The sequence below is a fragment of the Actinopolyspora mortivallis DSM 44261 genome, assembly GCF_000384035.1.
Taxonomy (GTDB): Bacteria; Actinomycetota; Actinomycetes; order Mycobacteriales; family Pseudonocardiaceae; genus Actinopolyspora; species Actinopolyspora mortivallis.
In genome coordinates this window covers 3,648,510-3,670,532 of sequence record NZ_KB913024.1, presented here as the reverse complement: position 1 = coordinate 3,670,532, position 22,023 = coordinate 3,648,510, and the positions used below count along the sequence as shown (strand labels likewise).

The following is a 22,023-nucleotide window of genomic DNA, read 5'->3' as shown; positions in this document are numbered from 1 at the left end:
CGGAGCGGTCATGATCAGTATCGACGCGCTGCGGGACTTCGTTCTCGCGTTGCCCGATGTGGAGGAACGCCGTACGTGGGGCAAACCCACGTTCAGAGTGCGTGGCAGGATGTTCGTGACCCTGGACCCGGCGGCTCCGGCCGCGACGTGCAAGGCTTCGCACGAGGAGCAGGCCGCGCTGCTCGCCTCCGATCCCGAGACGTTCGCGTTCCCCGCCTATGTGGGCCACCACGGGTGGATCCGTGTGCGCCTCGACCGGGTGACCGCCGAGGAGATGCGGGAACTGGCCACGGAGGCCTGGCGGCGCACCGCACCGAAACGGTTGGTGCGGAGGTTCGACGGTTCCACCGGCAGCGACAGCTGACCTCGCGGGGAAGCGGGGGCCGCGCACCGGCGGACTCCCGTCGACGTCCGACCGGGGGACGGGAGGCCACGGAACCCGGCCCGGGAACCGACACGTTCCCGTGAACCCGGGCCGGTGCGGGAGCCGTCGTCGACGGGTCAGTTCCTTGTCCACAGGTCGGCGGCCAGCCGTGCCAACTCCAGGGACTGACCCCGGTTCAGCCGGGGGTCGCAGGCGCTCGTGTAGCGCTCTCCGAGAGTCTCGGAGGTGACCGGGTCGAAACCACCCACACACTCGGTGACGTGACTGCCGGTCATTTCCAGGTGCAGACCACCGGGATGCGTGCCGAGCGCGCGGTGGATCCGTACGAAGGCGTGGACCTCGGCCGCGATGTCGGAGATCCAGCGGGTCTTGAGTCCGTTGTCGGCGGTCCTGGTGTTGCCGTGCATCGGATCACACACCCACAACACGGGGGATCCGGAGGAGGCCACCTTCTCCACGAGTTCCGGCAGCACCTCCGTGACGCCTTCGGCCCCCATGCGGGTGATGAAGGTGAGTCGTCCGGGGCGGTGCCCGGGGTCGAGCAGCTCGACGAGCCCGAGCAGCTGGTCGGCGGTGGCGGTCGGGCCGACCTTGACGCCGATCGGGTTGTCGACTCCCGCGGCGAACTCCACGTGGGCCCCGTCGAGTTGTCTGGTGCGTTCCCCGATCCACAGCATGTGACCGGAGCCCGAGTACCTGCGGCCCGTCTCGGGGTCGACGCGGACGAGCGCGTTCTCGTAGTCGAGCAGCAGCGCCTCGTGGCTGACGTGGCACGCCCCGTCCGGGATGCGCTCCAGAACGGCCGCGGACTCGTCGTAGACGGTCCGCATCCGCCACGGGTCGGGGGCGCGGTCCCGTTCGTTGAACTCCGGACCGTTCACCGCGTCCCCTCGGTAGGAGGGCAGTTCCACCTCGCCGCGTGTTTCCGTGGAACGGGAACGCGGTTTGGCGTACTGCCCCGCCATCCGCCCGACGGGAACGATCGGCAGACCCGTCCCGTACGAGAGGGCCCTTCCCATCCGACGCAGGGTGCCGACGTTGTTCTCCACCTCGTCCAGGGCCTGTTCCCCGAACGTCTCGGCGCAGTGCCCGCCCTGTAACAGCAGGGCCTGACCCGCGGCCGCCCTGCCGAGCATCTCGCGGAGCCGGTCGACCTCGCGTGGTTGGACCAGGGGCGGCTGCTTCTCCAGGTCCCCGATGACACGGTGGAGGGTCACCGGGTCGATCCAGGCCGGCTGTTGGGCGGCCGTGCGGCTGGTGTGACGACTTCTCGTGGGGGCAGTCAGCATGGCGTGCCTCCTCTCGGAACTAGTGACGGATGACGGATTTGCTGCGCATGAGGAACTCGGCGAGGTAGCCGTCGTGCGGGAGCCCCTGTTCCTTGAGACAGGTGGGGTGACCGCCTCCCACGTAGACGTTGCCGATGCTCGGCTCCGCCAGGAGACGGCTCACCAGCCGCTCGTCGGTGGTGATCGCGGCGAGGACCAGGCTGTCGCGTAGCGGTGTGGTTCCCGCGTCGCGGTCCCACGGGAGGATCCACGCGCAGGGAAAGGGCAGTTCGACCCCGGCCCGGGAGTCCTTCGGCTCGTCCAACTGGTGGACAGCGGGACGAAGCACGGCGCTACCGTCGCCCAGATCCTCGGCGACCCCCGTTCCCCCGAGCCACGAACCGGCTCCTTCGGCGGTGCGGGTCAGGTGGGTTTCGATCGCGCGTGCCCGCGCGAGGGGCTGGACCGGTAACACCGCCTTCTCGTCGGTGGGGGGCAGCGAGGGGAACGCGGCGAGCCGTTCGGCGAGGGCCGAGGCGAGTCCGGTGGGGTCCCCCTCGACGAAGATCGAGGTCGTGTTGACGCAGCCGGTCCCCCCGTGCCCGCTGACCGAGTCGACGATCATGTCCAGGTGCTCCCGCCAGTCCTGTTCGGCGGTGATCAGGATCTTCGAGCGTCCCGGTCCCTGTGTCCGCACGTGCGGCTCGTTGCCGTATCCGCGCACCACCTCGTCACCGCCGTAGACCAGGCTCAGGTCGCTTCCCCGCACGAGGGCCTCGGACTGCTCCTGCGGAGTCGGCAGCAGCGTCACCTGGTCCTCCGCGAAACCGGCGGCGCGCAGGGCCGTGACGAGTCGGTGGGCGGTGAAGGGTTCCCGACGGGAGGGGCGGACCGCGACGCGGTATCCCAGGGCCAGGGCCTCCGGCCAGATGCTGTGGGTGCCGGGATGGTTGCCGGCGCTGTGCACGGTGAACACCTCGCCGCGCCGGGCCCACACTCCGCTTCCCCGGCGGGTGCGCGGATCCAGCCAGTCGTCCACGGCTCCTCGGGGCAGCGCGTTCCGGACGCTGTGGTGCACTTCGGAAAGACGAGTGGCCAGCGCCGTGCTCGCCGCGCGCACGACGGAGACGGGGATCCCGCCCGCTCGGCTGACCGTCTCCTCGTGGTCCCGCAGGGGACGGCCGTCGAGTTCGGAGGTGGCGAAGAGTTCGGCCGCGCGCCGCAGCGCGGTGATCCGCTCCTCGGGTGGGTGCGGCTGCGCCGCGCGCATGGTCGCGAGCGTGTGTTGCACGAACACCGGGGGGACCAGGCTCAGTTCGGCGAGTTCCTCCCCGGTCACGTCCGGGACGGTGGTGCGTTTCCGTGCCCGGTACGGTCCTGTCGTGCCGAGCGCGTCGAGATATCGCATCAGCGTGCTCCTCGGGAGGAGGTGAGTCCCCTGTTCAGGGCACTGTGGTCCGGGCTGCCGTCGGCGCGGAGGGGGATCGCCTCCAGCACGGTGATTCCCTCCGGCACCTCGTGCTCCGGCAGCCGCTCCCCCAACCAGGAACGCAGGCGCTGCACGAGGGCCTCGTTACGTCGGGTCACGGCCGGGACCTCGGTGTGTGGTGGACTGGTGTGGGCCGTGCGGTACGTTCCCGTCGTTTTCTGATCGGGGGCGGTGAACACCGCCTCGAAGAGTTCCGGGTCCTCCGGGCTCGGGGCGAGCCGGACCCGTCGGCCGCACTCGGTGGCGAGCCCCTCGATCGTGTGCGGGTCCACGGTGGGATGGGAACCGTCCAGCAGGCGGGTGGCGCGGGCGACGTCTCCCTCGGTCACCGCCCGCCACGCCGCCGCCTCACCGGCCAACCGCGCGTTGGGAAGGCCGGTGACCCTCAGCGGTGGGGTCTCGGTTCGCACTCTCCTCCGCAGTTCCGCCGTGTCGGTGAGATCCTCTCCCCAGCGCACGGTGGGGCAGTCCGTGACGTCGGTGGTCTCCCCGCCCGGTTCCGGGCCCTTGCCCAGCACGACGTCGTAACGGTGTCGGGAGAGTTCGTTGTGGTAGTCGCCCCGTTTGAGCCACACCTCGGCCGTGGTGATCTCGGGTTCCGAGTCCTTCAGGGCGAGGAAGTAGTCCGGGTGGACGAAGAGTTCCTCCTCCCTGGACAGGGACTTGCGGGCGGAACGCAGGACGGCGTTCGCGTCCGTGGCGGTGCCGCGCCGGAGCGCGACGGCGGTGTGCAGGTATTCGGGGGTGCGCCGGTCCCTGATGTCGCCGAGGAAGAGGGATCCTCCCGGGGCCAACAGGCCCAGGGCGCCGCGGATGACCTCGGTGAGGTAGGCACCGTCCGGGAAGAGCTGCACCACCGAGTTGACGACCACGGTGTCGAAGTGTTCGGCGGGCAGTCCCTCGGTGCTGTCGGCCGCCTGGCTGCGGAGAACCACCCGCTTCGCGAGCGCGGGGTCCCGTTCCACGTGGCGACTCACGTCCTCGACGGCGGCGGGGGAGAGGTCCGTTCCCCAGTAGGACTCGCATTCGGCGGCCAGCTGGGACAGCAGCAGTCCGTTGCCGACACCGATCTCCAGGACCCGTCGGGGTCGGAGAGCACGGATGCGCTCGACGGTGGTGGAACGCCACAGTCTCATCTGTTCCGGGTCGATGGGGCGACGGTCGTAGCTGCTGACCCATCCCGCGAAGTTGTCGCCGAAGGCACTCGTGGGGGAGTTCGTGTAGAGCCGGTCGTAGATCTGCTGCCACTCGTCGACCCGTTTGTCCTGTCCGTGCTCCTCACCTCCGGCACCGCGGGGAACCACGTAGGCCGTTCTGCGGGGCCCGCCGTCGGTGGGGGAGCCCGGTTCGGTGGTGACGAGGGCCTGGGCGACCCGCTCGTGCTGGACGAGCAGGTTTCCGATCTCCTCGGGGTCCATGGTCGTCTCCTCGGGGGGCGTGGGAGTCAGTAGACGCCTTCGACGACGGTCTCGTTCTCGAAGGTCTCCAGGGGGCGGATGTCCGCGACCGAGTCGCCTACGCCCCCTTCGGGGGGCTCGATCCGCAGCGCGGAGTCCCGTTCCAGGTTGTTGGGAAGCAGGAAGGACTTGCTGACGTGGTGGACGAGGACCTGACCACGCTCTCCACGGGGCACCGGCCGGAGGTCGGTCGGGTCGACCACCGAGAAGGTCACATGCGGGCTGGGTGGGTCGAACACGCAGGGTGAGTCCTCGGGCAGCCCCGGACGTTCCCCCGCCATGCCCAGGATCATGGTGCTGCCGTAGTTGCCGCACATGACGGTGTCCGGAAAGATCTCGGTGCGGTAGAGGTGGCGGGAGTCCGGATCCAGTTCCGTACCGCCCCACCTGATGGCCCGGACCTTCTCGTTGATGAGTCCTACGAGTGGTTCGCGCTGGACGGCACGCTCCATCAGGGACGGGGTTATGTTGAGGACACCGACGTCCTGGGAGCGCAGCACGAACTCCACCTGGTCGAGAACGTGTTCGGCGTAGGCCCCGGCGTTGTTCGTCTCCGCCCGGGTGAGGAGCTTTTTCACCCAGCGTGGGTCGAGGTCGACCGAGAAACCGTGGGTTCCGTGCGTGGCGGCGGAGCGGCGGAAGAACTCGCCGACGATGTGGGGACCGGTGGGCACCACACCCAACCAGTTCGCCCCGCGGGGGAAGCCGTGGGCGTCCAGGTTCGCGTTGCTGGTGGTGAGCATGCGTTCCATCCAGTCCCGCAGGAGCACCACGCGTTTGGGGGCACCGGTGGTGCCGCCGCTCTCGAAGACGCCGACCACGTCGGGGTGGGCACCGTATCCCCGTGGAATCAGGTCCTCGACGCGAACGTCGCGCAGTTCCGCGGCCACGTTCGGGAAGTGGACGAGATCGGCGTGCGTCCTGATGTCCGTCAGCGGGTCGAAGTCCAGCGTTCGGGCACGTTCCAGCCAGTACGGCGAGCCGGTTTCCGGGCTGAAATGCCACCGCATCGCGGCGCGGACGAACTCGTCGGGATCCGGTTGTCCCCCGTCCGGGGGCTCGAGAACACGCGCAGGATCGGTCTGTGTGATCATTTCGGTTCTCCGTTCTTCGGCGGGTGGTTCGGGCGGGCCCGTCCTAGACCCGCAGGAGCGTGGCGCTCCACCGTTCGGTGGAGATGCCGCAGAGCACCACGATGTCGCCGGAGGAGAGTTCGCCCCGCTCCAGCAGCTGGCCGAACGAGACGAGCTGGTCGGCCGCCCCCATGTGCCCGTGGTCGGGCGCCAGCTCCGCGTTGGTGTGTTCCAACGGGATGCCCAGCGGTTCCGCTACGGCGTTGATGCTCGTGGCGCTGTCGTTGAGGTAGATGAGATGGGTGAGGTCCTCCCGTCCGAGGCCCGCGCGCGCACAGGCGTGGTCGATCACTTCGACGAGCCGCCGGTAACGGTTCCGTAGGAACCGTTGCAGCGTGGCCGGGTCGTCGCCGAACCGCGCGCGTATCGCCTCGTGGCCGCCGGGGGCGGTGCGGCTCGACCATCCTTGCGGGGGTAACGGGTTGACGGTGCCCCCGAAGTCGACACGGAGCAGGTCACAGTTCTCCGGCTCGGTGAACTGTTCGGTGGCCAGCCAGCGGTTGGAGCTTCGCCCGCGTTCGATCACCACGGCCGCCGCCGCGTCACTGAGAACCGCGTTGACCACGTTCATACGGTTACGGTGGAACTCGCTGACCCGGTTCACGGCGATGAACAGCACCCTGTTGATCTCGGGCTGCATGGTCATGGACGCCGCCACGTAGTACAGCCCGTGCACTCCCGCGCCACAGCCCTCCTGCAGGAACAGGGTCTGGGTGCGTTCGACTCCCAGGCAACGGGCGAGGGCCGCGGCCTCGTCCCGATACGAGTACTCCGGCAGGTCCGAACTGGCCAGGACGACGAGATCCAGCTCCGCCGCCGTGGTGCCGGACCGCTCCAGTGCCCGCCGGGAGGCCTCCGTGGCGAGCTGGGTCGCGTGTGTGTCGTCCGGAGCGCGGTGGAAGGTACGAAACCCCCAGTTGATCACCCTTTCCGGATTGTCGACGTAGTCCCCGGCACTCGTCGCCACGTCCCGGTCCTCGCCGAAGGCGAAACCGAAACTCGATATTCCCAGATTGACTGTCGGAGACATTCCTACACTCTCCCGTCCGGATTAGACGGGGCGGCCGAGACTTTCGTCGCCAGATCCTCGGCCGCCGTGGCGAGGTCGTTCTCGAAGAGGGTCATGATGTCGTACTCGACTCCGAAACGTTCCGCCGCGTAGCGGCACAGGCGCAGCGCGAGGATCGAGTGACCTCCCAGGTCGAGGAAGTTGTCCCGGGCTGTCACCTCCGGTTCCTCCAGTATTTCCGCGGCCCATTCGACCGTCAGACGTGTGATTTCTTCGGTGTGGTGTGAGGTTCGTGGCTCACTCATTCTCGGATTCCTTCTCGGTTTCCCAACGGTGGATCACCGTGTCCCGGTCGAGCTTTCCGTTGAGGGTTCGGGGAAATTCGGACATCCTCCGGTAGGAGGCCGGCCACATGTAGGAGGGCAGGCACTTCTTGACGTGCTCGCGCAGCGTCCGTGTGGAAACCGCTCCCTCCGCCGTGTAGGCGCACACCAGACGGCTGTCCTCGGGGCCGTACTCGCGGACCCACACCACGGCGTCGGTGACCGACTCGTGGGAGCGCACCGCCGCCTCGATGTCGGTGAGCTCGATGCGGTGACCGCGCAGTTTGACCTGTAGGTCCTCCCGGCCGTGGTAGACGAGCCCGCCGTCCTCGCGCGGACTGACCACGTCACCGGAGCGGTAGTAGCGGTACTCGCCGCCGTCGCGGGGTGAGCGCATGACCCGGAACCGTTCCGCGTTGAGTTCCGGACGGTTGAGGTAGCCGTGGCTGACCTGGGGGCCGGCCAACCACAACACCCCCTGCTCTCCGGTGGCGGCCTCCCGGCCTTCCGGAGTGATCACCCGGTGGTCGAACCCCGGCAGCACACGACCGATGACCGAGGTGGTGTCGTTGACGTCCTCCCAACCCAGCTCGTGGAACGTGGAGTGCACGGTGGTCTCGGTGATGCCGTACATGTTGACCAGCGCTGGGCGGTCCAGGCCGAAACGTCGCGCCCAGGGGAGCAGGGCGCTCGGCACGAGTTTCTCCCCGGCGAAGACGACGTAGCGCAGTTCCGGCAGGTCCGCCTCGGAGCGGAGGGCGGCCGTGGAGAACGTTCCGAAGGCCGTGGGTGTCTGGGTCAGCACCGATATCCCCCGTTCCCGCACGGCCCGCAGGCATTCCTCGGGACTGCGGGTGGTCCGGTACGGGATGATCACCAGGGTGCCGGAGGTGTGGAAGGCTCCCCATATCTCCCAGACGGACACGTCGAAGGCGATGGAGTGGAAGAGCAGCCAACGCTCCCCCACGGAGAACGCGAACTTCTCGGCGGCTCCGGAGAGCAGTGCCGTCACCGCACCGTGGTGGATCGGAACCCCTTTCGGGGTGCCCGTGGTGCCGGAGGTGTAGACGACATAGGCGGTGTCCTCGGGGGAGGGTGGGGCCTCCTCCGTGTCCGAGGGTGCCGGGCCCTGCCGCAGTTCCGTCACCCGTGCCTCGTCGACGACGAGCAGGTCCCGTTCCTCCGCGCAACCGTCCGAGGTGCCCACCAGGGCCACGGCCCGGCTGTCCTCGACGATGAAGGCGTTCCGTGACGGGGGGTTGCGAACGTCCAGGGGGACGTAGCACGCCCCGACCCGCAGTATCGCCAACATGGCGGCGATCGCCTCCGCCCCGGGAGACATCCGCAGCGCGACCCGGTCTCCGTGTCCTATGCCGTGTGCGCGCAGCGTGGCGCCGAGCGCGCGGGACCAGGAGTCGAGTCGCCGGTAGGAGAGGGACTCCTCCTCGGTGACCACCGCGATCCCGGATCCGTAGCGTGCCACGGCACGCGCGAACGTCTCGACGAGCGTTCCGGGCCCGGCCGGGTCGTGGGGCTCCCCCGGACGGGGGTCACTGCCGCTCGCTCGGTGTGCCCGTGTGGGGGCAGCCGAACCGTTCATCCGTGCACCTCCCTGTGTCGGTGTCGGTCGGGAACAGACGTGCTCATGCGGTTTTGAGGCTTCCTGCGACACGCACGACCCTTTCCGCCTGCACCCGCGCGGCGTTCCGTGTGGCGTCGTCGATCCTTTTTCCGCCTCCGCCGGTGCAGTGGGCGGTCCCGTAGGGATTTCCGTCGGTGAATTTCGCGGGATCCGTGTAACCGGGTGGGACGATGATTCCGCCGAAGTGGTGCAGTGAGGTGGTCAGCGTCAGCAGTGTGGACTCCTGACCGCCGTGGGGACTGCTCGTCGCGGTGAAGACGCTGTAGACCCTGTCGGCCAACCGCTGTTTCCGCCACGCGTCCCCGAGCGAGTCGAGGAACGACTTGAGCTGGAAGGAGACGTTGCCGAACCGGGTGGGAGACCCCAACAGCACCGCGTCGGCCCAGAGCACGTCGGCGGGCTCGGCCGGGGATTCCGCGTGTTCGCGGTCCCGGACGGTTTCCGCCGTGGCCGGGGGCGCCGAGCTGCCCTCGACGGCGCGTAACCGGACCTCCGCTCCGTGCTTCTCCGCCGTGTCGGCGATCTCGGCGGCGATCTCGGCGACCGTTCCGGTGGCTGAGTGGTAGATCACCGATACTCTGACCTCGTGCATGACGATGAACTCTCCTGACGACCTGCCGCTGGGTGGCTGTTCGTGTCCTTTCACCGCCCGGGTTCCGGTCTTTTTCGGAAAAGGAGGGGAGAAAGAACGGGAATTTTTCGTGCGCGTTCACGGACGTGTTCACGGCCGCCGCGTCGTTTCCTGACGAAAGGAAGGGGAACGGTGGTTCGGCCGGGAACGGTTCGCCCGTCCCGGGAACGTGTCCGTGTCCTTCAGGGCTGGAGTCTTTCGTGTTCCCAGACCGTGCCCTCGCGCGTGTACCGCAGTCTGCGGTGCAACCGATCCGGGCGGGCGCACCAGAACTCCACCTCCTCGGGAACGAGGAGAAAGCCGGTGAACCGTGGGGGACGGGGCAACGAGGTACCGGGTTCGGCCAGTCGCCTGGCCTCGGCGCGCAGGGCCGTCGCGTTCTCCAAGGGCTCGCTCTGCCGGGAGGCCGCGCTCATCGGATGCAGTGCTACGGGACGTTCGGCCCACAGCGCGTCGCACTCGGCCTCGTCCAACCTCCGGACGGAACCGGCCAGGCTGATCTGTTGGGCCGTCTCACGCCAGTAGAACAACCCGCAGGCCCGTGGGTTCTCCGCGATGTCCCGGCTCTTCCTGCTGGTGGTGTGGGTGGTGAACACCAGACCGCGCTCGCTCAGCTCGCCGACCGTGACGATCCGGTTGGAGGGGCGGCCGTGTTCGTCGGCGGTGGCCAGTGCCAGCGAACGCGGCTCCCGTACCCCCAGCCGTGTCGCCGTGTCGAGCCAGTGACGCACCAGACCGAGAGGTTCCTCGGGGGGTGTGTCGTACTCGGGGAACCCGAGTTCCGTGTGACCGGTCAGGGACTCGAACTCGCTGGAGCGTTCCACGGCCTCGGCAGCGGCCGTCCCGGATCTCTCAGACATAGAACCGCCCCCGTGCCACCGGAACGCCGTGGCCTCCGACGTAGACGGCTTCGAGCCGTTGGTCCGTGCCCTCGGCGGCGGCCAGCATCAACGAGGACCGTCCCATCTCGACGCCCTGCAGGATCTCGATCTCCTGGTCGTAGGAGGCGAGTCCGTGACGTGCCAGATGCACGGCCAGCGGTCCGGCGGCCGATCCGGTCGCCGCGTCCTCGACCACGCCGTAGGCGGGGGAGAACATGCGGCTGCGCCATCGCTTCCCCGAGCCGGCGAAACAGTTGACGGCGAGATCGGGGAAAGCCGCCAGCGCCCTGTGGTCGGGCCGTAGTGCCGAGAGTTCGGTGATGCTGTCCAGTCCGACGAAGGCGTGCCGCGGCCCGTTCCGGTACACCTCCACCGGCACCGTGGAGGAGCTCGTCCCGAGGGCGGCGCAGAGCTCGGCGGCGTGTTCGTACGGATCCCGGACGGGGACGGGTTGGCGCATCCGCACGGACAGCGCCTCGTCGGTTCCGTCGGAGGTCACCCGGCATGGGATGACCCCCATCGCCGTTTCCAGCCGCAACTGTTGCCGGTGGGTCGTCGAGGCGAGGGCCACCGCCGTGCCGAGCATCGGATGTCCGGCGAAGGGCAGTTCGTTCACGGGGGTGAAGATGCGTATGCGCGCGTCGGCGTCCCCTTCGGGAGGAAGGACGAAGGTGACCTCGGACAGGTTCATTTCCTTGGCGATGCACTGCATCGACCGGCTGCTCAGATCGGAGCTCTCGAAGAAGACGGCTACCGGATTCCCCCGTAACGGTGTCCGGGAGAAAGCGTCCACGACCATGTACTCACGCATCGGCGGTCCTTTCCTGAGGTGCGGATCCGGCGGACGAAAGGATCGGACAGGGGCCCGGAACCAGGGACTCGACGTCGAAGGCGAAGCGATGTGTGGGGGCGAAGCCGATCAGTTCGGCAGCCCGGTTGGGGGGAAGTTCCGTGTTGTCGGGCCGCTCGTGCTCCCAGAGCATGACCGCTCCCCAGCGGTTCCTCTCCCGGTCGGCGATCCAGAACTTCACCACGAGTCCCGGCGTTTCTTTCCAGGGGCCCACCGTGGGCTCGTCGAGGTGCGCCCGCAGGGACTCGACGGTCTGCGGCGTTCCGTCCAGTTCCCACCAGGCGATCTCCGCTCTCACGCCCCCACCACCCCCCGGACGTTCTCCGCGGTGATCCGCGGCCCGTCGACGGTGATCACCGACTCGGCGTGGAACTGCATCGTGGCGAAACGTGGTCCCCGCAGGCCGTGCACCTCGGTGCCCCCTTCGTCCCGGCTGATCTCCACCGGTCCGAGACCGTCGAAGTCCATCTTGTCCTCGGTACTGTGGGCGGAGTAGGTGTTGTAGAAACCCACGCGTTCCCGACTGCCGTACAGGTCGATCTCGCGCTGCACACCCTGGTTGGGAACCTCCCTGGGGAGCAGGTCCAGCCCGAGGCGCAGACTGAGTACCTGGTGGCTGAGGCAGACCGCCAGGAAGGGACGCCGCTCGTCGAGCAGCCGGGCGATCGCCGTGTCCAGGTGGGCGATGCGCGGGTCGTCCGTGGCACGCGGGTCCCCCGGTCCGGGGCCCATGACCACGAGTTCGTGGTCGTCGAAGGAGTAGTCCTCGTCGAAGCGTCGGACGGTGACGTCGAGTCCCAGCGCGGAGAGCTGTTGGGCGATCATCGCCGTGAAGGTGTCCTCGGCGTCGACGACCAGGGTCGGCAGTCCGGCCAGTGCCGGGATCCTCGTGCGGCGGTTCTCCGTGTCCCGCAGCCAGAACCCGGACATGCGGGTGTTGCGTTTCGCCAGTTCCGCGCGCACCTCGGGGTGTTCCCGGAACCGCGGGGGGCCGTTCTCCTCCAGGGCGTCGAGCAGACCGGACGCCTTGCTCCGGGTCTCTCCGACCTCGGAGGAGGGATCCGAGTGGCGTACGAGAGTGGAGCCGACACCGATGCGGAGGTGTCCCGTCGCGTCGATGTCGGCGGTGCGGATCAACAGCGCCGAGTCGAGGGTGCGCTCGCCCTCGGCATCCCTGCCGAGCAGCGCGGCCACTCCGCTGTAGTAGCCGCGCCCGCCCGGTTCGTGGCGGGTGATGACCCGGGTGGCGTTCTCCAGCGGACTACCGGTGACGGTGGGGGCGAACATCGTCTCGCGCAGGATCTCCCGGACGTCTCGGCGAGTGTGCCCCTCGATGAAGTACTCGGTGTGGGCCAGCCGGGCCATCTCCTTGAGGTAGGGGCCCGTGACCTTCCCCCCGGAGGGGCAGATCCGGGACATCATCTTGAGTTCCTCGTCGACGACCATGAACAGTTCGTCGATTTCCTTCCGGTCCGCCAGGAACTCCGTGACACCCCGCAGCGTGGGACCGGTGGGCGGGTAGCGGTAGGTGCCGCTGACCGGGTTCATCACGGCTCTGCCGTTGTCCATCGAGACGTGGCGTTCGGGCGTGGCGCCGACGAGGGTGCGTGCGCCGGTGTGGATCACGAACGTCCAGTAGGCTCCCTCCTCGCGTTCCAGCAGCCGTCGGAAGAGGGAGAGCGCCGTGCGGGGCGAGTAGGAGGTCAGGTCGGCCCGGTAGGTTCGCTTGAGTACGAAGTTGGATCCCGCTCCCGCGCCGATCTCCTCGGAGACGATTCGGCGAACCGTTTCGGCGTGGGACTCGTCGTCCACGTCGAAACGGCCGTTCGTGAGCGTGGTGGGGACGTCGGGGATCCGCGTGAGGACCTCGTCGAGGGACAGCGTGCCCTGTTCCGCGACGCTCATCGAGATCAGGGGCTCCCCGTCGTCGGGGGCGGTGAGGCCGCGTTCGGTGAGCTGTCGGTAGGGCATCAGCACGAGCGTGTCGTGTGTCCCCGCCTGTCCGTCGGCCGACCGGCCCTCCAGCGGGATCTCGGCGAGGGTCTCGGGCAACGAGATCTCGCCGGTCAGCACGTCGACCGCCTCCCGGGCTCCGCTGTCCGGGCGGTACAGCAGGGCGAAGGGCGGGGGTTCGGGGGTGGACAGGATGCGTGTCAGCTGGTCGTCGGGCGGAAACTGACTCGGATCCGGGGTCATGCGAACACCTCCGCCGCGGGTAACACGACCGCGCATCTGCGCGCCGCGTAGTCCAGTGCGAGCCGGTGGTCGGACTCGGAGAAGTCCCCGAGAGCGTCGGCGACCAGGAAGGGCTGGATGTCGTTGGTGAAGGCGTCCAACGCGGTGGCGAGCACGCCGATGTGGGCGTACACCCCGCACAGCACCAACTGGTCCCTTCCGGACTCACGCATGCGTTCCAGCAGACCGGAGGAGAAGAAGGCGCTGTAGCGCAGCTTGGTGAACTCCCAGTCGTCCTCACCCGGGGCGAGTTCGGGGAGCACCTCGCGGTCTTCGGGGTCGGTGCGCATACCCGGCCCCCAGAAGTCCTTGAGCAGGCCGCGCTGCCCGTCGTCCATCCTGCCGGGCTGGGCCGTGTAGGCGACCGGCACACCCGAGGTGGCGGCGCGTTCGCGCAGTAGCGCGCTGTTGTGCACCAGGTCGTGCCGCAGCGGGTCGGAGAAGGCGCGGACGAAGTACCGCTGCATGTCGTGGACCAGCAGCACGGCCCGTCGCGGGTCCGGGACCCAGGGGGCGGTGTTGGTGGGCAGGGTGGTTCGTGCGGGGAGTCGGTAGTTCGGGATCGTGGGGATTCCTGCGGTCATCGGGCGGTTCCTCTCTTACCCGCGTCCGCGGCCACACCGGCCCGGGAGCCGATGCGCGGACGGAGTTCTGATGGAGGGGTCCCGGTCCGGCCGGGCGGGGCCGGACCGGGTGTTCGGCGCGGAACTCAGGTGGGGATTCCGGCCCGTTTGATGGTGGGAACTTCGATGCCCAGCGCGCGGAACTGCTCACAGGGATTCATGAACTCGCGTTGCAGTGCGATCTTGCCGTTCTCGAAGGTGAAGGAGTGCAGGAAGTGATTCCGGTAGTACCCCTCGGGGTAGCCCTCGTAGCAGATCTTTCCTTCCCCGTCGCACTCCACCCAGAAGCGGTCGGGGTCCTGGGTGTCGAAGATCTCGATGTTGATCCAGGCCCAGTCGGGAAAGCACCGCAACGACCAGACCGCGTGCTCCGCCAGCCGGTCCCGTCCTCGGATCATGATGGGTTCGCACTTGTCGGTGGTCCACAGACCTCCCACGCCGTCCTCCGTGAACAGCAGGTGGCGTTTGTGCCGGTCCTGACCCCGGGTGTTCATGTACAGGTCGACGATGGCGCGGTTGTGGTCCCGGCGCGCGGCGGGATCGCTGGGGGCGTCGGTGTGCGGCACGGTTTCGTACATCGGTGTGCTCCGTTCTCGTTGCCGGGTGGCGACGAAACCTGGTTCGTGGCCACGGGAGTTCGTTTCTTCGTGCGGAATCGCCGGACTGGTGGCGTGCGTGGGGCGGCCAGGGGCGGCAGGGGTGTGTGTCGAACAGGTTCGGAAGGAAGCCGCCAACGCGGCGGGGCCGGTGTTTCCGAGGTGGTCCTCGGAACCGGGTTCACACCAGAGCGCTGATCTCCCGGGGATCCTTCCCCACCAGGGCGTGGCCGTAGAGCTGGTGCGGAACCCCCATGCCGAACCCCGCGTGACGGCTGCCGACGTGGATGTCACGCCAGATCCGCTGCAACGGGTTGGCCTCGTTGAAGCCGGAGGAACCGTAGGCGGTGAGCAGCTCCTCCACCGCCTCCCGGCACAGCTCGGCGACCCGTGTGGACTCCATGCGGGACCGGGCGCGGGTCAACGAGTCCGCGTCGCTGTCCGCGCGGGCGTGTTCGTCGACGGAGTCGGCGATCCGGTAGGCGTGCAGTTTGGCCGAGTCGACTCTCGTGGCCGCGGCGGCGAGGGAGCGCTGCACGGGCGGAGCATCGGCCTGTGTCGGATAGGTGGAGCCCGCCGCGGGTCGGTCCGGTGCCTTGTCCAGTGTGTAGCGCAGGGCGGCTTCCGCCCCGCCGATCAGGGAGCCGATCAGCCCGATGGAGAAGATTCCGGTCAGACTGTTGCGGTAGGCGGTGGCCGCGTCCTCGGAGGTCATCTCTCCGTTGAGCACGGGTTGGTAGGCGAGCAGGCGGTGTTCGGGGACGAACACCCGCTCGGCGACGACCGTGTTGCTGCCCGTGCCCCGCATTCCGGTGAAGTGCCAGGTGTCCCTGACCTCCAGTTCCTCGCTCGGCATGAGCGCGAAGTGCACCCCCGTCGCGGTGCCCGCCCCGCGGGCCAGCAGCACACAGACCCACTCGGCGTGCGACGAACCCGACATGTAGGCCCACTCGCCGGTGACCGTCACTCCGCCTTCGGCCGGCTCGACGTTCCGGGCGGGCAGGCCGAGCACCTGCGCGGTCCGGGCGTTGGGATCGCCTCCCCAGACGTCCTGGTGGGCCGCTTCCGGGAAGAGTGAGGCCACGAAGTTCCCCACGTTGAGCACCCCGGTGACCCAGGACGCCGAGCAGCAGCCGCGCCCGAGGGCGATGGCCACGTCCAGCAGGGCGGCGGCGCCGGTGCCGTGTCCCCCGAAACGGGGCGGAGTCATCAGCCGCATCAGTCCGTGGTCGGTGATCGCCGCGACGCTGCGCTCGGTGAGACGGCGTGCGCGGTCGTTCTCGGCGGCGTCCTCCCACAGCAGTGGACACAGGCTCGCCGCCCGTGCCGCGAGTTCCTCCCGGTCGGGGGGCGCGTCCGGGATCGTGTCCCGCACCGAACTCACCGGATCGGGCTTCGGTGGGGTCATGGTCTCTGTCACCACGACGTTCTCCTTTCGACGGTTCGACACGGAGTGATCAGGCTCCCTGGGCGGACTTGGCTGTCGGGTTCCACAGCTCCCAGGTGTGCAGGCGCTTCTCGTACACCTCGCGGGCGGTTTCCAACGCCGAGGAGCCGAGGAAGACCCGCAACGGCGGACTGTCGGAGTCGACGATCTCCATGACGGCTTCCGCGGTCGCCTCCGGATTCCCCGGTTCCGCTCCCGCCGAGGGAGGCTGCGCGGCCTGTGCGTAGGCTTCGCCCGGCTCGGCCCAGACCGCCGAAGCGCCCCGCCAGTCGGTCCGGAACGGACCGGGTTCCAGCACGGTGACGTGGATGCCGAAGCGTTCGACCTCCTGGGCCAGTGCGTCGCTCATTCCCTCGACGGCCCACTTCGAGGCGTGGTAGAGCCCGAGCATCGGCCAGGAGGCGATCCCGGCGATGCTCGACATCTGGAGGATGTGTCCCGACCCCTGCTCCCGCAGAATCGGCAGCACCGCCTGGGTGATCCACAGGACCCCGAAGAAGTTCGTGTCCAGCTGGGCACGTGCCTGCTCCTCGGTGACGTCCTCCACCGGCCCGAACAGCCCGTAGCCTGCGTTGTTGACCACCACGTCGAGGCGGCCGAACCGCTCGTGGGCGGTCCGCACGGCCCGTTGGGCGGCCCGGCGGTCGGCGACGTCCAACTCCAGGGGAAGTACCGCGTCGCCGTATCGAGCCACGAGGTCGTCCAGGCTCGTGGTGTCCCGCGCGGTCGCGGCCACGCGGTCGCCGCGTTCCAGGGCGGCCCGCGCCCAGATCCTGCCGAAACCGCGGGAGGTTCCGGTGATGAACCAGACTCGACCAGACACGTGAATTCCCCTTTCACCAGAGGGAAACGGTGATTTTCGGGGCCGATGGGATTCGCTCCGTCGGCGTCGGTTTCCATTCGGCCCCAACCGGGGCCCGCGTGTCCACACTTTCCGCTTTTGTCCGCTTCGTCCTTCGGCGTTCATCCAGGTCATGCGGCTGTGAAGGGCGAATCCGGTGTCCGACCGAGGAATTTCCGCGGTCGGACACCGAGGGAAGAGAAGAAACCGGGAGGGCGCGGATGCTCGGCGCGGACACTCTTTGTTTCCGCCGTTGGATTCACGATACTTCCGCCACGGAGGTCCGCGCGGAGCCCGAAACCGATCAGAGGAGAGTTTTGTGAGCACCACCGAGCAGTCGTCGTACGATTTCACCAACGCCGACTTCGACGCCGTCTACACCGGCGGTGATTTCCTTCCCGGGGCGGGCATCGAGGGTGTGCCGTGGGACATCGGGCAGGCCCAACCCGAGGTCGTCGAGATGGAGAGGTTGGGACGTTTCACCGGCGAGGTCCTCGACATCGGGTGCGGACCGGGCGACAACGCCGTGTTCCTCGCCGGTCGTGGCCACGCTGTGACCGCCATCGACGCCGCTCCCGCGGCGATCGCGCTGGCCAGACAACGGGCGCGTGGGCTGGACGTGACCTTCGACGTCGCCGACGCGACCGAACTGGAGGGTTACGACGACCGTTTCGACTCCGTGCTGGACAGTGCGCTGTTCCACACCCTCGGGGAGGAAGGACGGCGTCACTGCGTGCGCGCCCTGCACCGCGTCACCCGCCCGGGTGGGCGTTTGAGCATGTTGTGCTTCGCCGACGTCCCGGGTGGGATGCCGGCGCCGCTGTCCGTGTCCGAGAACGAGGTGCGTTCCGTGCTCGACGAGGCCGGATGGGAGATCACCTACCTCTCCTCCTCGGTTTTCCTTGGACTGCCGGGGCCGGTGCGGGGGTTCTTCGAGAAGGTCGGCAGCAGCCCGGAACTGGACGAGCGGGGACACACGCGGCTGCCGGTGTGGCGGGTCTTCGCCGATCGGAGGTCCGCATGAGCCGGGCACACCGCGAGAGCACGGAGCAACGACGGGCCTTCCCCGTGCTGTACACGCCCCGGGTCACCCCCACGGTCCGGTTCTACGAGCGGCTGGGGTTCTGCCGCCGTGTGCAACATCCGCCCGATGGTGAACCGGGGTTCGTCGGGATGGTGCGGGATTCGGCGGAACTCGCCGTGGCGTACTCGGACACCCCGGTGGACCAGGGGGTCGGCCCCGTTCCCGGAGACGGGCCGTTCGAGCTGTTCGTCCTGCTCGGAGACGTGGACGCGACGGTGCGAGAACTCCGTGAACAGGGTGTGCCGGTGGTGCGGGAACCGGTGGACATGCCGTGGGGCGAGCGGGTGGCCACACTCACGGACCCCAGCGGTAACCGGGTCGCCGTCGCCTCTCCGGTGGACTCCGCCCTCTCCTGAGCGCACGGGAAACGCGGGGGTGTTCCGGATCGGTGTCCGGAACACCCACCGTGTACGAGAGCCCGCCGGGAAGGGGATCACGCTTCCGGACGGATGTTCTGGTTGCGGCGGAAGACGTTGTGCGGGTCGTAACGGCTCTTCAGTTTCGCCAGCCGTCGCAGTGTCTCCTCGTCGTAGACCTCGTTGACGAACTCGTCCTCCGTACGCCGCCCGTAGACGAAGTTCAGCGAACGTCCCACGGTCCACGGCGCGACGGCCTCGTAGACCCGCCGGTGTGCCGCTCGGACGGTCTCCTCGGAATCCTCGTCCACGGCGGAGAGCACGCGCAGAATGTACTGCGCCTGCCGGAAGGGCACGGCGTTGGGGACCCGAGGGGGACGGGACATGGCCCCGCCGAGATGACGCAGGTCCACGATGCAGCCGACCGGAGCCGTCCGGCCCGCCAGTTCGAGCACCGCGTCCAGCACGGCGGGATCGAGTTCGCCGAGCAGCACGTTGTTGCCGAAGAAGGAGTGGGCGAAGTCCGGTTCCCGGTAGATGGAGCCCACCTCGTCGTAACCGAGTTCTCCCAGGTGCTCGAAGACGGGTGTGGCCACGTCCCACCAGGAACGGATCATGTCCGGGCCACCCTCCAGGTCGGTGGTGGCGAACCGCACGTGCACCACGTGCCTGCCGCGCAGCGGTTCCGGAAAGACCGGGATCGGCGGGTACTCGATCATCCCCACGGAGGAGGTGATCCTCTCGGGGGCGGTGGCGGTCCACTCGCGGAAGTGGGAGAAGACCGCCTCGGCTTCCGCGGCGTCGTAGTAGATCCCACCGCCGTAGAGGCGCTGCACGGGCAGCAGATCCATCTCCAGGGCCGTGACGATGCCGAAGTTGTCCCGCCCTCCGAGCAGGGCCCAGAAGAGGTCGGGGTCCCCGTCGGGCGTGACGTGCCGGAGGACACCGTCGGCTCCCACGACGTCCAGGGACCGCACACGGTCGGCCGCGTAGCCGAACTCACGCCCGAGCAGTCCGATGCCCCCTCCGAGGGTGTAGCCGACCACGCCGGTGTGCGGTGCCGATCCGCTCAGCGGGGCGAGACCGTGGGGTACGGTGCTGGCCACCACGTCCTTCCACTGTGCCCCGGCCTCGATCCGCGCGGTTCCGTTCGCGGCGTCGACGGAGATCCCCGTCATGCGCCTGCTGGTGACCAGCACACCTCCCTCGTCGACCACCGTCACTCCGTGTCCGGTGGCCTGCACGGCCACGGGAAGGCCGTGCCTGGCCGCGAACGTCACGGCCAGTCCCACGTCCTGGGGGGTCCGCGCTCCGACGATCACGGCGGGCCGGTGGTGGTAGGCGGTCTGGAATCCGCTCAGTTCCTGCTCGTACCCGTCCTCCCCCGGCAGGAGGACGGGACCTTCGGACCTCCTCGTGAGGTCGGTGAGTTCGGTTTCGTCGATCATCGTGCGTGTTCCTTTCCCGGGATCCGGTGGTTCGGTACGCCGAGACCGGCCCGGTGTGGTTCGTTCGTCCGTTCCGCACGGTGTGCGGCTCGTGTGCTGCCCGAACGTCGGCTGAGGCCTTCGGTCCGTCCGGGAGGGTGATTCACGTCCTTTCCTCGCGCTCCAGTTCGCGGGCTATCTCGTCCCAGGAGGCCGCGCAGGCGCGGGCCATCGCGGCGATCCGTGTGGCCTGGTGGGCGGGGACACGTCGTACTATGCTCGTCTCCTCCTCCCGGATCATGTGGGTCTCCAGCCATCGGACGACGGCGCGTCCCTGGTCGCTGTATCGCACGGAGGGGTCCTGTTTCAGTGAGTCCAGGCCGCTGGCCGGATCGACCGTTCCGCCACTCCGCCGAGCGGTGTCCCGCCGCGTTCCACCGGGGGTTCCGTTTCTCCGGGTACCGGCCGGCAGTGGGCTCTCCCCACGGCTCAGCCGCGCCCGCACGTCCCGCACCGTCTCCACGGAAACCCCCGCCTCCCTGGCGATCTCACGCAGTGAGGCCCGTTGCCCACGTTCCATGAGAATGTCCCGGCACCGTAATCGCCCTTCGGCGGGACGCAGCGAGCGGACCCGGCCGTCGCTGCCCACGTGTGCCTCGGGTCGGTCCGCTCCGGAACCTTCGTCCCCCCGTCCGCGACGCAGCGCTCCGACCGTTTTTCCGGACAGTCCCGTCCGTACGGCGATAGCGCGGTCGGACCATTCGGGATGGACGGACAGGATCCTGCCGGCGGCCTCCTTGCGTTCGGACAGGCTCAGGGGCAGACCGTGTCTGATGTTCGACTCCACGGCCAGCAGGAAGGCCTCCGTCTCGGTCCCGTCGACGTAGACCACCTCGACGGTGTCCCGCCCGTTCCGCCGCGCCGCCCACAGTCGGTGTCCGCCGTCGAGCACCCTCATGGTCGGGCGGTGCACGAGGATCGGCGGCAACGGTTCGGTGAGTTGTGCCAGCAGTTCCACGTGGTTCCGGTCGATCCCTGAGGTTCTGGGGGAGCCCTCCTCCACCAGATCGTCGACCGGAACGAAAGTGGAGTCCGTTCTGGACGGGTGCTCGGGTGCCTGTTCGCTGGATGCGGGGCCAGCCTCGATCATTTCGCCTCCTTCTGGCAAACGCGTTCCGCACCACGGGCACGAGGGGTTCGGAGTTCGTCCTGTGGAATACGCCGAGGCACTCACATCGGCTCACCGTGACGGTGGATGTCGGTGACCAGATCGGCCCGTGCCTGGGTGACACGCGCGTGGGTGAGTTCCGGGGAGTCACCCTCCACCACCACGTACCCGTGCCGCGCCTGTTCCTCACTGGGGTGGGGGATCCGTGATCCCACGTTGTACGGGAAGCGAGCTCTCCGTACCCACGGAGTGACGGCTATGATCTCCGTGCCGGTGTAGCCAAGCAGTACTCCCTTCGGGAGAAGGAGGTATCCGAGCTCGGCGTACTGGTGAGCGGGCGGTACGTGGGGAACCCGTCCGGACAGGGCGTTCAGGAACGCCCCTTCGAAGTCGAAGCCCCCCGCGACCTCCATCAGGACGGGAACACGCTCGGGAGGAAGACGTGGTTGGCAGGTGAGTAGGCGAGGGCCGTCGGCGGTGAGCGTCACTTCCGTGTAAGCGGCACCGGACCGGTAGCGACTCGCGCTCAACCGCTCCAGAACCAGCTTCTCCACCCGCTGCCTGACCTCGTCGTCGAGCGGAGCGGGATGCAGGTATCCGTTCACCAGACGTCGCGGCGACCTGTCGAGGCGGTACTGCGTCATGCCGACCACCCGGTGCTGATAGTCCACAGTGAACGTCACCACTCCCAGGTGGGGGGCGGCCGGGGACGGCGGTTGGCCGTCGAGGCACAACCGCCGGACGGTCTCGGGAGGGTTCGGATAGGCACCGAGCCACCACGCCTCCTCGACCACGGACATCAGCGAAGCACCGCCCGTGCAGTGCACGACGGTGGTGATCCCGGCTTCTCGTACGGTGCGGGCCACCACCCTGCGTAACTCGGTCTCGTTCCCGAAGTCGGTGAGCAGCAGCTTCTCGGACGCTTCCCTGAGGTGAGGGAGGAAGGCCGTGTCGACCAGTTCCGGATCCCCCAGGGTCCACAGGCGGTAACCGGCCTCGACCGCTTTGGTCACGAGCTGGTGGCTCGGCATGACCAGCAGCATTCGCTCCGCCGTGCTCTTCCGGGAACCAGACATGGTTCCACTCTGCTGTTGTTCCTTACTGCGTCGTTCCCCTCCGGTTCCCTCGGAGGTGCCGCCGGTGTGTGCCGGAGGGGAAACGGCCGGAGAAGTACGGCC

Annotated in this window: 22 protein-coding genes; 3 read left to right on the top strand and 19 right to left on the bottom strand. The window is 68.5% G+C overall.

Going from position 1 to position 22,023, the window contains the following annotated elements:
* Positions 1-10: 10 nt before the first annotated feature.
* Positions 11-364 carry an MmcQ/YjbR family DNA-binding protein gene (locus ACTMO_RS0117170; protein WP_019855920.1) on the top strand — a complete coding sequence of 118 codons (354 nt, stop codon included), beginning with the start codon at positions 11-13 and terminating at the stop codon, positions 362-364.
* 137 nt (positions 365-501) lie between these two features.
* Here ACTMO_RS0117170 and ACTMO_RS0117165 read toward each other — a convergent pair whose 3' ends face one another.
* From ACTMO_RS0117165 to ACTMO_RS0117090, 16 genes are all read right to left on the bottom strand, one after another.
* Complete coding sequence (locus tag ACTMO_RS0117165; RefSeq protein WP_019855919.1) at positions 502-1,674, bottom strand: 3-deoxy-7-phosphoheptulonate synthase class II; 1,173 nt, start codon at positions 1,672-1,674, stop codon at positions 502-504.
* 19 nt (positions 1,675-1,693) lie between these two features.
* Positions 1,694-3,061 (bottom strand): aldehyde dehydrogenase family protein, encoded by a 1,368-nt coding sequence (locus tag ACTMO_RS0117160; RefSeq protein WP_019855918.1) that lies wholly within the window; start codon positions 3,059-3,061, stop codon positions 1,694-1,696.
* Positions 3,061-4,560: a class I SAM-dependent methyltransferase gene (locus ACTMO_RS0117155; protein WP_019855917.1), complete on the bottom strand. Its 1,500-nt coding sequence runs from the start codon at positions 4,558-4,560 to the stop codon at positions 3,061-3,063. The genes ACTMO_RS0117160 and ACTMO_RS0117155 overlap by 1 nt, the downstream gene beginning before the upstream one ends.
* A gap of 26 nt (positions 4,561-4,586) precedes the next feature.
* Positions 4,587-5,693: an acyl-CoA synthetase family protein gene (locus ACTMO_RS0117150; RefSeq protein WP_019855916.1), complete on the bottom strand. Its 1,107-nt coding sequence runs from the start codon at positions 5,691-5,693 to the stop codon at positions 4,587-4,589.
* A 43-nt stretch (positions 5,694-5,736) separates the two neighbouring features.
* Entirely contained in the window at positions 5,737-6,762 is a 1,026-nt protein-coding gene (locus ACTMO_RS0117145; RefSeq protein ID WP_019855915.1) for a 3-oxoacyl-ACP synthase III family protein, read from the bottom strand.
* Positions 6,763-6,764: 2 nt separating this feature from the next.
* A complete protein-coding gene (locus ACTMO_RS0117140) occupies positions 6,765-7,046 on the bottom strand; it encodes an acyl carrier protein (RefSeq protein ID WP_019855914.1) in 282 nt (93 codons plus the stop codon).
* The gene (locus tag ACTMO_RS0117135; protein ID WP_019855913.1) at positions 7,039-8,664 is read right to left on the bottom strand and encodes an amino acid adenylation domain-containing protein; all 1,626 of its coding nucleotides are present in this window, start codon (positions 8,662-8,664) and stop codon (positions 7,039-7,041) included. Before ACTMO_RS0117135 ends, ACTMO_RS0117140 begins: the two co-directional genes overlap by 8 nt.
* Before the next feature lie 43 nt (positions 8,665-8,707).
* Entirely contained in the window at positions 8,708-9,298 is a 591-nt protein-coding gene (locus ACTMO_RS0117130; protein ID WP_019855912.1) for a flavodoxin family protein, read from the bottom strand.
* Between the two features lie 221 nt (positions 9,299-9,519).
* Positions 9,520-10,197, bottom strand: coding sequence for a phenazine biosynthesis FMN-dependent oxidase PhzG (gene phzG / locus ACTMO_RS0117125; protein ID WP_051099108.1), 678 nt, complete (start codon positions 10,195-10,197; stop codon positions 9,520-9,522).
* Positions 10,190-11,029, bottom strand: coding sequence for a PhzF family phenazine biosynthesis protein (locus ACTMO_RS0117120; RefSeq protein WP_019855910.1), 840 nt, complete (start codon positions 11,027-11,029; stop codon positions 10,190-10,192). Before ACTMO_RS0117120 ends, phzG begins: the two co-directional genes overlap by 8 nt.
* Positions 11,022-11,366, bottom strand: a complete 345-nt coding sequence (locus tag ACTMO_RS0117115; protein WP_019855909.1) for a hypothetical protein — start codon at positions 11,364-11,366, stop codon at positions 11,022-11,024. Before ACTMO_RS0117115 ends, ACTMO_RS0117120 begins: the two co-directional genes overlap by 8 nt.
* Positions 11,363-13,264 carry a phenazine-specific anthranilate synthase component I gene (locus ACTMO_RS0117110; protein ID WP_019855908.1) on the bottom strand — a complete coding sequence of 634 codons (1,902 nt, stop codon included), beginning with the start codon at positions 13,262-13,264 and terminating at the stop codon, positions 11,363-11,365. The genes ACTMO_RS0117115 and ACTMO_RS0117110 overlap by 4 nt, the downstream gene beginning before the upstream one ends.
* Positions 13,261-13,887: an isochorismatase family protein gene (locus tag ACTMO_RS0117105; RefSeq protein WP_019855907.1), complete on the bottom strand. Its 627-nt coding sequence runs from the start codon at positions 13,885-13,887 to the stop codon at positions 13,261-13,263. The genes ACTMO_RS0117110 and ACTMO_RS0117105 overlap by 4 nt, the downstream gene beginning before the upstream one ends.
* A 125-nt stretch (positions 13,888-14,012) precedes the next feature.
* On the bottom strand, positions 14,013-14,504 hold the full coding sequence (locus ACTMO_RS0117100) for a PhzA/PhzB family protein (protein ID WP_019855906.1): 492 nt from the start codon (positions 14,502-14,504) through the stop codon (positions 14,013-14,015).
* A gap of 199 nt (positions 14,505-14,703) precedes the next feature.
* The gene (locus ACTMO_RS0117095; protein ID WP_211212985.1) at positions 14,704-15,942 is read right to left on the bottom strand and encodes an acyl-CoA dehydrogenase family protein; all 1,239 of its coding nucleotides are present in this window, start codon (positions 15,940-15,942) and stop codon (positions 14,704-14,706) included.
* Positions 15,943-15,979: 37 nt separating this feature from the next.
* Positions 15,980-16,792 (bottom strand): SDR family oxidoreductase, encoded by an 813-nt coding sequence (locus tag ACTMO_RS0117090; RefSeq protein WP_019855904.1) that lies wholly within the window; start codon positions 16,790-16,792, stop codon positions 15,980-15,982.
* 337 nt (positions 16,793-17,129) lie between these two features.
* On the opposite strand from ACTMO_RS0117090, the gene ACTMO_RS0117085 reads away from it, so the two are divergent.
* Both ACTMO_RS0117085 and ACTMO_RS0117080 read left to right on the top strand, forming a co-directional pair.
* Positions 17,130-17,834, top strand: coding sequence for a class I SAM-dependent methyltransferase (locus ACTMO_RS0117085; RefSeq protein WP_019855903.1), 705 nt, complete (start codon positions 17,130-17,132; stop codon positions 17,832-17,834).
* The gene (locus ACTMO_RS0117080; RefSeq protein WP_019855902.1) at positions 17,831-18,250 is read left to right on the top strand and encodes a VOC family protein; all 420 of its coding nucleotides are present in this window, start codon (positions 17,831-17,833) and stop codon (positions 18,248-18,250) included. The genes ACTMO_RS0117085 and ACTMO_RS0117080 overlap by 4 nt, the downstream gene beginning before the upstream one ends.
* A 77-nt stretch (positions 18,251-18,327) precedes the next feature.
* On the opposite strand, the gene ACTMO_RS0117075 is transcribed toward ACTMO_RS0117080, so the two are convergent.
* The 3 genes from ACTMO_RS0117075 to ACTMO_RS21370 form a co-directional block, all read right to left on the bottom strand.
* The gene (locus tag ACTMO_RS0117075) at positions 18,328-19,698 is read right to left on the bottom strand and encodes an FAD-binding oxidoreductase (RefSeq protein WP_019855901.1); all 1,371 of its coding nucleotides are present in this window, start codon (positions 19,696-19,698) and stop codon (positions 18,328-18,330) included.
* 142 nt (positions 19,699-19,840) lie between these two features.
* Positions 19,841-20,827 (bottom strand): ParB/RepB/Spo0J family partition protein, encoded by a 987-nt coding sequence (locus tag ACTMO_RS0117070; RefSeq protein ID WP_019855900.1) that lies wholly within the window; start codon positions 20,825-20,827, stop codon positions 19,841-19,843.
* 80 nt (positions 20,828-20,907) lie between these two features.
* Positions 20,908-21,921 (bottom strand): ATP-grasp domain-containing protein, encoded by a 1,014-nt coding sequence (locus ACTMO_RS21370; RefSeq protein ID WP_033401572.1) that lies wholly within the window; start codon positions 21,919-21,921, stop codon positions 20,908-20,910.
* Positions 21,922-22,023: the final 102 nt, after the last annotated feature.